The sequence below is a fragment of the Arthrobacter sp. zg-Y1219 genome (assembly GCF_030125545.1).
Classification (GTDB): domain Bacteria; phylum Actinomycetota; class Actinomycetes; order Actinomycetales; family Micrococcaceae; genus Arthrobacter_B.
In genome coordinates, this window is sequence record NZ_JASKLY010000009.1 from 79,434 (window position 1) to 92,377 (window position 12,944).

A 12,944-nucleotide genomic window follows, 5' to 3' on the forward strand; every position below is an offset into this window, starting at 1 on the left:
ACAAGAAAGGTGGCGAGGTGCTCAGTCTTCGGTGGGCATCTCCGGGACAGCGCTTTCCATCCGCTCCGGCGTCCAGTATTCAGCTCCGGGATCGTCCGTGCTGTAACTGTGAGTCACCGAATCGGCAGGATCCACGGTTGCCGGGGTGGCAGGGGAAGCAGAATCATTGCGGCACCCCGCGGCCGGCACTGACACGGAGACGAGCACAAGCGCAACGACGGTGCTTTTGCGTTTCATGGAGGCAGGCCCATGGACTGGACCGAAGTACGCGATGAACTTGTCAGCGCAGCCCCCGCGTCGCCCTGACACTCTGCGAAATCGATCAGCCTGGCGTCTATGCCTGGTGGGAAACGGCTGCTGGCCTTGCCCGTTTCTGGCCCGCCGGCTTTCCGCAGGTAGATCAGACCGAGCCGTTGTACATCGGCATTGCCCGAACCACCCTCGCAGAGCGCGCAGGTAAAATGCCTAGAAAAAACTAGGATGTCCACACTCCGCCGTTCTCTGGTGGCGTTGTTGGTCGATGAACTGCGCTTGCTACCCGGCATCGGCGTGGACCCAAGCCCACGACGTCGCACCAAAATTTAGCCTCGCGCCAGCAGAAGAGCAGTGTCTGTCCAACTGGATGACAACACACTTGCAGGTGACCTGGACGCTCCATCCAATGCCCAAAGACCTCGAGTCAAGGGACTCGCTCCACCGCTCAACCACACCTACGCAACAAAAGGGCCATACGCAAAGGCACTTCAAGTACATCGGGACCAGCTGCTTGCTCGGGTGGCCGCCTAGAACCACCATCCTGCTTCTCTGTTCCTGCACTCACGCCTGGCTGCCAGGGTTTCCAGAACCGGGGTGGCCCAAGGCCAAGCCCCCACGCTGCAGTTGGAGCCGCGCTTCGTAGGGCTGCAGGCAAACATAAAGCGCTTCCCGGATCGAAATCCGGGAAGCGCTTTTATGAGCACGGCTAGACGTTGAAGCGGAATTCACCACGTTCCGTAGCCGAATAACGTCTGCGCAGCAGTCGGCAAGTCCAGTGCCCACACAGCCGCTACTCACTGGGGAATGGTTACTGGGAACACACCCAGTGAGAACTGTCCGACGGACGGTCGGCGCTCGGTGCCGGGGTTCGGCTGGGATTGCTTCGTGGAGTTACCGCGGGGGCTCTTCCTGTAGCACGAGGCCTTCGTCTCCGGGGAGAACTTTGCCTTGATCCCGCTCTGCTTCGTCCTCCTCATTCAATGTGAAGGCGTCACCCGGCGAACAGGGGGCAGTAGCCCCGATACTGTACGAGTTGTCAGATGCATAAGTATCGAATTCGGCCCGGGCAACGGGACCTCCTTCCGCAAAGACAGTCGGATGTGTTGTCGGATTTACCGTGCGTACGGTCATTCCGAGGGACTCCCAATACTCAGCGACGCGTTTGGCGTCCCCAATATGGTCAGTTCCACGGGGTGCCCAGCGGTCATAGCTGTAACTGGACGTTGCATGCTCTATACCACTGCGGCTTTTGGGGATACATTCCTGCGCCCACGCTACGCCGTTGCGGGGCCACCACCCGGTGACATCGAGCTGTTCGGCGGTATTGAAGACGAGTTCAACCGCACGGTCCCGACCTTCCCTGGCACTGATGGTCTCCTCCGGGGTGTTCTTCTCCGACATTGTCGTGGCTGGCCCCTTCTCAGCGCATCCGGTCATTGTCATTCCCATCAGGAGCACAGCAGCCGCGGCCATGAACATCCTTATATGTGTCCTAAAGGCGGGCACTGTTCACTCCTTACAATAAGGCCTTCTACAGGTCAGTGGGCGCCAACGGAGCATACTCGGTGATCTTCTCCGCTTCTCCATTAATTGCCCAGACTGTGCCTTTCAGGGATTCTGTTCTCTTGTTCAAGTATCCGGCCTGTCCAACGGACTTATGGACCAAGGAGTTCTGCCCGAATAGGTCAGCGTAAACCTATCGACTCCAGTTACAAGAAATGCCGCCCTCGTGCGTTCATGGAGGGCGGCATTTCTAATGATCCAGGCGAGGAATCTAGACGTTGAACCTAAACTCCACCACGTTCCGTAGCCGAATACCCTCTGGAAGCTGCCAGTCGAGTCCGGCGCCCGGGACCGACCATCCTGCGTCCATAGTCGTGCGCGCTCTGAGACGCGGACCAGCAGGTTCGGAACGGCAGCATCCTGAGGGACCACCAGTCGGAACCCAGCGCTGCTGCCGCCCAAATCGGCCGGCCATCGGACACGTACGAGCAATGCGAGGCAAGGGAACCGCCCACCCTCGGCTTCATGGCACCCGACAAGTGCACATCGGCTCGCAGCCGCATATCTAGGTCGGCGCGCCATAATCGGCCAACTCCTGCTTGCGTATATGGTTCGAGGGGACTCGGCGCGGCGATCTGTTGTGACCGTTCAACACCGCGGAATTCCGAAGGCGCTTCGACGTCGAACGAAACTGGAGACTTAATCGTAATGAACTTTTTCAAAGCACGGGTTCGGCTTTGGCCTCTCATGCTGATCACCTTCTTGGTTCTCGCGGGAACGGGCGCCGCTTTCGCATTCGGTGGACTCAACGCTCTCGCTCTCAAGTCGCTGTTCACCAGCAGTTCGAGCGAACGCGATTCGCAGGTGGTTCAGTCCGTCACGCAAATGCAAGAGGTCGCCTTGCTGAGCCTTCACATCGAGGGTATCGACAGAAAGGAAAGCAATCGCGAGATTTTCGGCGTGGCCGTACCCGCGAGCGAGAAAACGACGCTGATCCAGTACGAGTTCGACGCAAAATTAGGCATCGATGGGTCACAGGTGAAGATCGAACCCACCGGCCCAGGGTCGTTTCTCGTGACTATCCCTGAATTCATCGGCATCGGCTTTGACGATCCCGTGTTCAAGGATGCCCTCGAGGAGGGCAACGCGCTTAGCTGGCTGACACCGCCAGCGGTTCAAACTCGCATGATCAACAACATTCTCAGCGACGAGAACAAGCAGACGCTCATCAGCAAAAACGAAGCAGCGTTGAAAGAGCAGGCCAAGGTGACCTACTCCGGGATCATCGCAAGCGTCGATCCCGAGATCACCGTCGCCTTTGAGTTCGCAGGGTAGATGCCCGCAGCGGCGCTTCCTAGTTTAAATTTGGTTTCTCGGGCGCCTGCGGGGCGAGAAATCCTAGTTGGTGGTGTAAGCATCGTCGGCAAGCAGTCGAAGGTAACCGACTGGCGCCTGCCGGAATAGACACTTATCAAAGCTTGCCCCCGATATAGAAATGCCGCCCTCTTACGTTTTCGCGGAGGGCGGCATTTCTATTGATTCAGAAGAGAAATCTACACATTAAATCTAAACTCCACCACGTTCCGTAGCCGACTAACCTATGCGTGGGGCGCCCTGAACAGTGAAGTGGCAGCTCCCGCTACTCATGAGTCGACGGAGAGCAGATTGCGCCTCAGCACCCTATTTCCCAAACCACGGTTCGCCATCGAACTCGGCGTCGAATAACCCGCCTGCCGCTCTGACGTTGATGAGTTCTGGTTCAGGTAAGTCGTCCGGCACGTACTTCCCGTCCTCGGGGTGGCAGTAAATGTACTCCCTGGCTGAATGCGCCAAATTCTCGTTGAAGAGCTTTTCCATGGCCGTTGTCCCGGCCTGCATGCCGTCGACTTCCCCCCTGAGAACAGCAGCTCTGATCTCTTGAACTCTGGAGTCATCTGGTTCGAGACCTTCAAGCATCCTGGTCGGATCGTTCATGAGTAGCCCAAGCTCCCTGGTGAGAGGGAACGTGATACCCCATGCCGTCATGAAACCCACGCCGTCCCAGCCGTCGTCCTGTGGATCTCGGATCAGACTCACCGGGGCGTCTGAGGTGACGAGGGCACGTCGTTCAAACCGTACTAAAGACCACTGTCTGCCGGCGAAGTGCGAGGTCAGTTCTTCTGCCATATCTAGCATGTGCCGGATGTGTGCAAGGTTGGAGAAACTTATCGGTGGTCCGTCCGGCTGGGTCGCATCGGCCCAAACCCTGCTTTCCTGCTCCGGTGACGGGTCGAATCCGCAATTCTCTTTGATCCATTTGCCAACATTCACTCGGCCAGCGGCACCGATCTCGAACCGTACGATCTGTGCCCTGAGATGCTCCAGGGTCTTGCGGGTGTCGGGGCCACGGACGCTCTGGAGCGCCATGTAATAGGAGAGGGTCCACCGGTCCTCCTCCGATGGAGGGAACTCGTTTCTTCGGAACTTCCCGATAATGCCTATGGCCTCCCCTTCGATCCCGCTCAGCGCAGTCTCGAAACCGTCAGGCTCTTCCGGATCATCAATCGTGTGGAAGTGCGTTTGAGCTGCCACGTTCTTCACTGATGAAATAAACGCCTTCCGGGCGGGATCGAGGGGCACCACCTTGACTCGACCCTTTTCGTTGGCGAATCCACGAAGGTATCCCTGAGGAACGTAGTGGTGGAGCTTTGCCGTAGAACCATTGCCTGCCATGTTTGGCATCCTTCCACACATGCGAAAAGGAAATTTGCAGATCTAGCGGAGCCCACGCCGGCATTATTCTCCCCGCTGTTTCCGGCCCCTTTTAGGATTGAAAAAGGAGGCCGCCGATGGCATTCCGGACCTCCGACTTTGTGTCTTTCTCGTCCCCGGTCTCTAACCCCCATGACTACTATGCGGGTGTCGCTGGGCTTCTCTACACTGCGGATACAGTTGTGCCATGAGTGGCAGAAGATCGAATAAGCAGCGCCAGGCGACGCGTGAGCGACCCGCGCACTTGGTTTCCGCCGACATCGTACTTCGCTCGGCAGACGCTGTTCTCTCGGTTGATCTGAGTGAGGTGCCGCTATCCCATGTCAATCAGTTCGCGGTCGGCTGGATGCGTGCGGCTTTCGAACAGAGCCGGGTCATCGCCAAACTTACGAAAATGGGGATGGGGCACTCTGCCGCTCCAAACCGCCGTGCGTTCTGGGAACTCGCTGTGCGGTTGCTCTGGTTCGCCGACATGGCTCAGTCAGAACGTGAGAAGGCCGCAGACACGATGCTTGACCAAGGTCGTTCGACGGAAAAGACTACACATAACCATATGCAGGCGATGGGGGTTCCCTCGAACATAGACATCGCTGCGATGGAGGAATTCGTTTTGGCTCCGTCCAAAGAAAAAGCCATGCAACAGCAGGCCAAGGACCTGACTGCTGCCGTGAATGCCATGGAACAAAACCTCGGCGCAATTTACCGTCTGTGGCGTGAGGATTCGACTTGGACGCATGCATCGGGGTTTTTGGCTGGCCGCTACGCTCCGGCTGAGAGTGATGACAAGATAGGCGTGGGAGCTCCCCCCGCCGTCGACCGGGACTTGGAGGCGCACCGCATCGCCTCTATGGCAATAGTGGTTTCCGCCGGCTATATCCTCGCGGAAGAGGGGGTCCCAAGCGATTTGGCCAGCGCCGCCGCAGTGGCCTTCCACCAGGTGACCTAGTTCGACTCCAGAGTCCTTGGGCCCTGCGCCGCTTCAAAGCAGATGTCCGCGGAAAGACAGAAGAAAGCGGACCGCAGGAATCCACAGGCCAACAGATATGTGTTTTAGGACCGAGAATGGCTGCGCAGCACCAAGAAGCAAGTGGGACTCAGCCGCCGGCTTATTTCAATTGAAGATAACAGGTCCAGCCGGAGGCTGAGTCACTTTTAGGAAGTGTCTCAGCCCTTGCAATTCCACGGCTGCAAGTCCAAACGAGTGGTCCAAGACGCTGAATTCGGTGGCGCACCTGAGGATCCTAGTCGTCCTTCGTGCCCGTCTCCGTTCCACCAGCCTGGGTGTCACAGGCAAGATGCTGTGGCCGAGCAATCGGAGGCACCTTCATCTTGGATAAGCTAAGTACCTCCGGGGAAGTCTCCCGGCCCAGCTCTTCGTCGAGGGTGACTTTCAGCCTTGCGGCCAGGATCTCTTGGCGCAGCGCCCGGAAGACCTGGGCTTTATCCGTCGGATCATAGGCTCTCTCCTTAACCATCTGCATTCCCCTCGCTGGTCACTGGAGCCCATCATCGCCCCTCACTGCCGGCCCGTCTATGTCATCGTGTTGGTCAGGGAGCATCGTGAGGCGTCCGTTCTGACAGGCTGCCTACATCCACAGCCAGGTTGGACACGGTTGCCAATGATCGTCTGCTGCATTTCCATGAAGCGCAGGTCAGCCGTGTGCGGATAAGGAGAACCGATGCAGCCAGAACCCACCTCTGAGCAGCCGCTACAGAAACGCAGTGCCTGGGCATCCCGGAGCGCCCCCGAGGAGGGCTGGGTCAACGGTGTCTTCATCCTCATGCCGGACTTCGTTGATGCGCTCCACCGCGATATTGAGGCCGCGCTGGCGAACCCGATACCACTTGTCGTTGAAGACAGATGGGACGTCCCTGACTCCGCCGTTGCCGGCAGCATGCCGGCCATGAGCTTCAACTGGAGTCCCTCAACATTGTCTCTGCTAAGGCGGACGGTAGAGGCCCACAACACACGTGCGCGTCCCTTTTCGGACTCTTAGCCGCCGCTGACCTCCGAGGGTTTTCCACAGCCCCGTCGTTACTGTTGCCGATGGTTGCGGCCGCCTGTTGCATGAGCCGAACCAGCAGCCATTCCGGCACAGACGGGACAGCCATGAAGTTCGAGCTCACCGCGCAGCAGCCTGATTCCTCATCCGAAGGAGCGGACGGCAGCTTCGACGTCATGCCCGAGGCAGTGCACGCCATCCTCGTCGAGGTACAGACTGCAGCGTCAGAGTTCGAGGAACTCCTGGCGGCCGCAGGCGCCGCGGCCGCCAGTCTTTCCGAGGAGTGCAAGGCACCTCCCATCTCCCGGGAGCTGAGTACCTTCTACACGTTCCTGCTCGCCAAAAGAATCAGGTCAGCCGAGGGCCGGATCACGGTGGCTTCCGGTGCCGTCTCCGAGGCCGTGCTGGCCCTCATCCAGGCCGATGAGCAGATGAGTGACACCGCACGCCGATCCGCTGCCCTGGCAGCGCAGGACGGCGTCGATGACGCTCCCGGCGCCGCTGACCGTCCCCGCCATGCCGGCCATGGTCCGGCGCAGGCCTTCTGATGGATTTCGGACTCGCCGAGCTTGAGCAGCGCCTTCCCGACGCGGACACGGTCCGGGCTCATGCCGCGGAGATCATGGCCATCGGTGCGCGCGCAGACGAACTGATGGATTCCGTCAGGCATACCTGGCTGCTGCTGGCGGCCCCCGGCGTCTACTCGGTGCCGGGCAACGACATCGCCTTCAGTGCACTGGACCGCTCCGGAACCGTCGTCGCGGAGCTGGCCAACTACACCATCCAACTGGACACGCTGATGAAGGCGTACGCCGAATCCGTGGAGTGGTTCAAGAGCCGGGTCCAGGAGCTGCAGGCCCGTGCGGCGGACTTCGACGCAGAATTCCCGGAGTCCGAGATCGACGAATGGAACAACGACGAGCAAGCCGTGAACGCCCGCAACAGCATCGCCCGCGATGTCTCCCGGCTTCTCTCGGAGCTGGACGAAGCACAGCGGGACGCGGCAAACCGCATCGCGAACATCACCGGCAGCGAGCGTTCCTACACGGAGCACGACAACATCATGCGCGACGGGCTCATCCCGTACGGCTACGACGAGTACGACCACTTCGCAGCCGGCGGCGGAAAAATGCACCGCGACCTGCCCTGGTACCAGGACACCTGGGACACCATCGCCGGTGTTCCCATGGCACTTGGGGAAACCGTTGAGGACGTCGGCGTGCTGGTCGGTGCGCAGGGCTGGCCCAAAGCAGGGGACGCGTGGAAAGGCATGTACCGGGTCGGTGAGAACGCTGTCGTCCTTGGTCTGGGATCCAGGATCACCGGCGACGAGCGCACTGCTGCGGCTAAGAAGGAAATGGAACTGCTCGGGCAGGACCTGATCCGGTTGGAGCAGTGGGAAGGCGAACACCCGGGCCATGCTCTCGGCGGGAACCTCTTCGACGTCGCAGCCCTTTTCGTTGGCGGCGGGCTGGTCAAAGCCGGCATCAAGGCCGGCACCCGAGGCGCCCACGGCGCAGACAGTAATGTCCCCTCCCGCCCCGGCGCAGATGGACATGCCCTGACCCGTTCAGGGGCAGCCGTCCCTCCGGGAACCGCGCACCCGCCGGGCACCCGGGTGCCGGAGTGGAAGGACAAGGCCCGGACCAGCCTGGAGAATCTGGGCCGCCGGCTGCTGCCTGAAAACCAGGGTCTCGTTCCGGCGCTGCCCGGCGGGTTCGTCCCCGGTAATCAGGGGACTCCAGATGTTCCCGATAACGGCATCTGGTTCAAGGACGGGAAACCGCGGATACCGTTCCTGTCCTCCTACGGCCCCTTCGCCACCAATCCCTCCGACCAACCTCAACCCGGGGACACCGGAGGGGGAAACGGGTTCTACAGGGACGAACCACGAACCCAGCACGGAGCGCCGGAGCAGCAATACGTGACCGGAGTGGACCGGGTCGATGACGGTCACGCCCGTGAGTATGTGATGGAGCAGCCCAATGGCAAGGAGGTGTCCTTTGACGGGCACCAATGGCGTTGGGACTATCGGTCGGATCCACCGGTGTACAGAGAGCACTTCACCGAGGTCAAGGGATACTACAGCTGGATGTGGCCCTCCAAGCTCACAGAAGAATTTGACGGATGGATTGACGATGAACTTCTGCGGCAGAAGGCGGCCTTGGACCATTCGGCCAGCGAAGGGTATGTCCATGAGATGGTTTTCACGGAGAAACCAGTCATGGACGCCTTCGACGAGTACCTGCCTGCGGACTCTCCCCTTCGTGAGAACCTGATCCTCAGGTTCGAGGAGATTCCGAACTACCCCGCCCCACCAAACCGGAAAGGCTGAACGGATGAAGCAGACTGTCAAAGAGCTGTTCTCCCCGGACGATCAATACGTCTACCTGATGATGCTGTGGGCCGGCCGCAGGGAAACTCCCCAGCAGGTTGCCGCGCGGGCGTGGTCCACGGCGACAGCGCTCACGGCTGCCGTACCGCCCGACGATCCCCGTTACCAGGACATCACCTGGGCGGGTGTGGGTGAGTACTACAGCAACGAGCTCGTTCGCCTGCCCCACTCTCTTCATGACGTTGAGCAACTGGCGATGCAGAATGCGGAACGGGACGAGAACGGCGAACCAGATGGACTGGTGCCGTTCCATGCCAGCCTGATGGCGGGCGGGCCGAACGGGACCGGAATCGCGCGCTACTCTGTCAGTGCCGGAATGCTGATCACGAACACTTCCAATACCGTGACCATCCGTTTCATGCCCGACTACCCTCTGGGTTCCAGAGAGGAAGCTGCGGATATGTTCCGTAGGCTGGTGAGCGCCTGGCAACCGGACAGGGCAACGCTCAGCACCTTCCTGACCTCCCGGCAGATCCCGGACTACGCACGCACCTCCGCCAGCTACCTGACGTGGCTGGCCCGTCCCGAGTTCGGAACGCCGCCGGACTTTGCCTCAGCAGATGCGGAGCCCTTCGGCGACGGCACCCTGCTGAGCATCCGGGGCTGGAGCATCGACGGTGTCCGGAAGCTGCATGAGGAAATCCTGGCGGCCGGGGTGTCGTGGAAGATCACCAACCCGATGAGGCCCCAGGAGATTCCGCACATCCCCGGAGCCCCGGACGTATCAGACGCTCCCTCCAGATGAGGCTTTGGCCAGCGGCCGCACAAGCAGGCTCGCATCGTCGGCTTCGCCTCACCTGAAGACGGGTCTCCTATCGCCGGCTTTCTAGCCCCGGCTTTCCAGCCATAGGGGCGGCCCTATCAGAAAGCTCCCATCGGGTTGGCTAGCAACTTTTGCGATGCGGGTAGGGAATTGCGAGCTTAGCTTTTCGAACAGAGGGCCGCTGTTTTCGTTGAGTGACCCGTTCTGCCAAACTGCATCGGGGTGGGCTTTGAGCAGTGCCTTGACCATATCTGTTGCCCACCCACGATGAGCACGTGCTTGGACTACTTCAATCTGACTAAATTGCCCCTTCTTCCCCCTGAGCTGAAACATGAGATACGTTCCATCCTCCACGCGGAAGGTCTGGTTCCATCGATGGCGCGGTAACGGTCGCACATAGGCGTAGTAGGACCGTTGCCGATGCTGTACGGAGCGAGGTGCTGCCACAGTAAAGAGTCGGCTCCCAATCCTGACAATGCTGTAGCGGTTGGATCTCAACCTCCGACAGAGCTCGGTCACTTTGCCGTTTTCCCCGGCCAAGTCAGACCATGGCCTGGTGCGTCTGCCTGTTCCCTTTGAATTCAATTACTGCCCTTCGACGTTGTGGAATCACCGAACACATTCAATGATCACACCCAGAATCAGGAAGAAGGGACGGAGTTCCTGCTGATGATACCGGCGCAGAGTAATGCTGCTGAACAAGCGGCGGCAGGGTCATGTTGGCCAGCTTCTTCACTGTCTCCGAGGTTTGCTCGCCCAGCTTCTCATCCAGGGTGATTTTCAGGCGTGCAGCAAGGATCTCGAGGCGCAGTGTCCCAAATATCTGATCCTTCCGTGAACGGTCGTATGTCCTGCTGCCGGGCAATTCACCGTCGTCGTGATTGCCCCTGATCCGCGGGGGCAGCGTCATACTGGCCAGTTTCTTCACCGTCTCCGAGGTCTGCTCGCCCAGCTTCTCGTCCAGGGTGATTTTCAGGCGGGCGGCGAGGATCTCACGGCGCAGCGTGTTGAATACCTGATCCTTCTGGGCCGGATCGTACTTCCGTGGAACGGTCATCGGCTTCCTCCTTGCCTAATTTTCGTGTGACCGCGACCGGAATGTCCACGCTGCACAGACGGAGCTGCGGCGCCGGAAGGCTGTGAAGTAGCATGTCTGGTGCAACCAGGAGGCAGCCATGGCCGTAACGAGCAGTGAAGCCAGTCGCAACCTTGTTCGTCTCATCGAACGGGTCAACCTCGACCGCACCGAGATTGAGATTGTGTCAAAGCGCGGATCCGCCGTCCTGATGTCGAAGGACGAGTACGAGGCGCTGGTGGAAACCAGCTACCTGCTGCGCTCACCCAGGAATGCGCGGCGGCTTATGTCGGCTCTGGAATCCGTCCGGAAGGGATGACCCGAAGGTGCAGCCACTCTTAACGCCGGCGCAGGTCGCTGTGCAGTTGAACGTGGACACGGCGACAGTTGGTGAATTGATTGCCAGAGGGGATCTACGAGCGCTGCTCATCTCCCCCGGAGGTCAATGGCGCATAGCTGCAAACGATCTGTCGGAATATATCGAACAGGCGTACAAGACGGCCGACGAAGTGATTAAGATTCTAGACCCACTCAATGAATGGCTGGAACTGCAGCGCACCGCCGTCAGCACGAGCCAACACGGCCGGCGCCATGGGCCGTCCAGTACCGTGGTTCCATGAGTTCCGAACAGCGCCGTGCAGCAATCTACTTGCGCATCTCCCAGGACCGGGAAAACACACGTCTCGGTGTGGACAGGCACAGGGAGGATGCCGAAGCCCTCGTTGCCGCCCGCCGATGGACACCCGCCGGCGTATACGAGGACAACGACATCTCCGGCAAGGGGCACAAGAAGCGGCCGGCCTTTGAACGACTCCTCAAAGACATTGAGTCACGTCTCATCGACGTGGTCGTGGCCCAGGAGTGGCCCCGCCTTGAACGCAACCGGGCAGACGGCGTGCGGATCATCGAAACCGCCCAGCGCAACCACGTCCTGCTGACATTCGCCAAGGGGTCCGACATTGACTGCACGACAGCGGCCGGCCGCCTGTCGGCCGACATGTTTTCGGCGATCGCCCGCAATGAGATTGAGGTCAAGGCTGAACGGCAGTCACGGGCGCAACGGCAGCGCGCTCAGCAAGGAAGACCCCCAAAGGGAGTGCGCCCGCTCGGCTATGCCGGCAACGGCGATGTCATCGAACACGAGGCCAAAGCTGTCAGGAAGATCTACGCTGCGTTCTCCTCGGGGGCGTCCCTGCGGTCCATCGCAGCAGCGTTGTCGGGCGAGGGGAACGATCTTTCTGCCATCCCGGCCCTGCCCCGGCACAACCGGACCCTAATGCTGGAACGCAATGCACGGCGCACTGAATCTGGTCTCGAACCACGCCCTGTTCCAGACGACAGCGCCTGGGCGCCGTCGACCGTTCTAGGTATTCTGCGCAACCCCCGTTATGCCGGTTACAGCACTTACACACCGAAGGAGGTGCTTACCAACGGCGACCGACGCCGATCATGGCGGGCCCAGATCCTGCGTGACGACCACGGTGAACCGATCCTTGGTATCTGGGACCGGATTGTGAATCTCGACGTGTGGGAAACCGTGCAAGACCGCCTCGATGACCCGGCACGCATTACGAACCGGGCAGGCACCGACCGGAAGCACCTCGGCTCGGGCCTGTACCGGTGCGGCATGTGCGATAAGGCGGTGAAGACACACAGCCAAAGGTATAGGTGCGCAGGTCACATCATGCGCTCACGAGAGCAAATCGACGACTTCGTCGTGGAGGCCGTCCGACGGCGGCTTCGGCTGCCGGATCTCCGCGACCTCCTGCCATCTGCCGATGCGCCGCGCATGCGCGAGCTCAAGGCGGATATCGACGATCACCGCGCACGGATCCACAGGGCCCAGCGAGACTATGACCAGGAGATCATTGAAGGCTTTGATCTCAAACGCATCAGGGACCGTGAAAACGCCGCCATCGACATCCTAGAGGTCGAACGCCTGAGGCTGACAGTCACCACCTCAGCGCATGCCGTCCTCGGCTCTTCTGATCCGGTTGGAACATTCGACGCCGGTGACTTGGGACTACGCAGAAGCACAATCGAAATGCTCTGCGAAGTTCATCTCTTCTCCCACCCAAGAGGTGTGAGGATCTTCGATTCTGATTCCCTTTCAATCACGTGGCGGATTCCTATTGCCAACAAAGCATTGAGTGACCTAGGGTAAATGTCGGACAAAGGATAGCCCAAATACAAGCTCAA

12 protein-coding genes are annotated in these 12,944 nt (G+C 59.9%); 8 read left to right on the forward strand and 4 right to left on the reverse strand.

Annotated elements, in window-relative coordinates; translation table 11 throughout:
* Nucleotides 1–21: 21 nt before the first annotated feature.
* The gene (locus tag QNO00_RS05100; RefSeq protein WP_284023835.1) at nt 22–237 is read right to left on the reverse strand and encodes a hypothetical protein; all 216 of its coding nucleotides are present in this window, start codon (nt 235–237) and stop codon (nt 22–24) included.
* A gap of 2,229 nt (nt 238–2,466) precedes the next feature.
* Here QNO00_RS05100 and QNO00_RS05105 point away from each other — a divergent pair.
* Nucleotides 2,467–3,093: a hypothetical protein gene (locus QNO00_RS05105; protein ID WP_284023836.1), complete on the forward strand. Its 627-nt coding sequence runs from the start codon at nt 2,467–2,469 to the stop codon at nt 3,091–3,093.
* Nucleotides 3,094–3,438: 345 nt separating this feature from the next.
* Here the strand turns inward: QNO00_RS05105 and QNO00_RS05110 are convergent, their stop codons facing one another.
* On the reverse strand, nt 3,439–4,470 hold the full coding sequence (locus QNO00_RS05110) for a DUF4238 domain-containing protein (RefSeq protein WP_284023837.1): 1,032 nt from the start codon (nt 4,468–4,470) through the stop codon (nt 3,439–3,441).
* Between the two features lie 226 nt (nt 4,471–4,696).
* Between QNO00_RS05110 and QNO00_RS05115 the strand changes: the two genes are divergently transcribed.
* Complete coding sequence (locus tag QNO00_RS05115) at nt 4,697–5,455, forward strand: hypothetical protein (RefSeq protein ID WP_284023838.1); 759 nt, start codon at nt 4,697–4,699, stop codon at nt 5,453–5,455.
* A 295-nt stretch (nt 5,456–5,750) separates the two neighbouring features.
* Here the strand turns inward: QNO00_RS05115 and QNO00_RS05120 are convergent, their stop codons facing one another.
* On the reverse strand, nt 5,751–5,984 hold the full coding sequence (locus QNO00_RS05120) for a hypothetical protein (RefSeq protein WP_284023839.1): 234 nt from the start codon (nt 5,982–5,984) through the stop codon (nt 5,751–5,753).
* Between the two features lie 635 nt (nt 5,985–6,619).
* Here QNO00_RS05120 and QNO00_RS05125 point away from each other — a divergent pair.
* The 3 genes from QNO00_RS05125 to QNO00_RS05135 are packed head-to-tail and all read left to right on the forward strand — an operon-like array spanning nt 6,620 to nt 9,652.
* Nucleotides 6,620–7,060, forward strand: coding sequence for a DUF6507 family protein (locus QNO00_RS05125; protein WP_284023840.1), 441 nt, complete (start codon nt 6,620–6,622; stop codon nt 7,058–7,060).
* Nucleotides 7,060–8,847 carry a hypothetical protein gene (locus QNO00_RS05130; RefSeq protein ID WP_284023841.1) on the forward strand — a complete coding sequence of 596 codons (1,788 nt, stop codon included), beginning with the start codon at nt 7,060–7,062 and terminating at the stop codon, nt 8,845–8,847. The genes QNO00_RS05125 and QNO00_RS05130 overlap by 1 nt, the downstream gene beginning before the upstream one ends.
* 4 nt (nt 8,848–8,851) lie before the next feature.
* The gene (locus QNO00_RS05135; protein ID WP_284023842.1) at nt 8,852–9,652 is read left to right on the forward strand and encodes a hypothetical protein; all 801 of its coding nucleotides are present in this window, start codon (nt 8,852–8,854) and stop codon (nt 9,650–9,652) included.
* Between the two features lie 640 nt (nt 9,653–10,292).
* Here the strand turns inward: QNO00_RS05135 and QNO00_RS05140 are convergent.
* On the reverse strand, nt 10,293–10,727 hold the full coding sequence (locus QNO00_RS05140; protein WP_284023843.1) for a hypothetical protein: 435 nt from the start codon (nt 10,725–10,727) through the stop codon (nt 10,293–10,295).
* A 118-nt stretch (nt 10,728–10,845) separates the two neighbouring features.
* Here QNO00_RS05140 and QNO00_RS05145 point away from each other — a divergent pair, with 118 nt between their 5' ends.
* From QNO00_RS05145 to QNO00_RS05155, 3 genes are read left to right on the forward strand one after another with little or no spacing between them, the layout of a single operon-like run.
* Nucleotides 10,846–11,064 (forward strand): type II toxin-antitoxin system Phd/YefM family antitoxin, encoded by a 219-nt coding sequence (locus QNO00_RS05145; RefSeq protein ID WP_284023844.1) that lies wholly within the window; start codon nt 10,846–10,848, stop codon nt 11,062–11,064.
* A complete protein-coding gene (locus QNO00_RS05150; protein WP_284023845.1) occupies nt 11,018–11,365 on the forward strand; it encodes a helix-turn-helix domain-containing protein in 348 nt (115 codons plus the stop codon). The genes QNO00_RS05145 and QNO00_RS05150 overlap by 47 nt, the downstream gene beginning before the upstream one ends.
* Nucleotides 11,362–12,909, forward strand: coding sequence for a recombinase family protein (locus QNO00_RS05155; protein ID WP_284023846.1), 1,548 nt, complete (start codon nt 11,362–11,364; stop codon nt 12,907–12,909). The genes QNO00_RS05150 and QNO00_RS05155 overlap by 4 nt, the downstream gene beginning before the upstream one ends.
* Nucleotides 12,910–12,944: the final 35 nt, after the last annotated feature.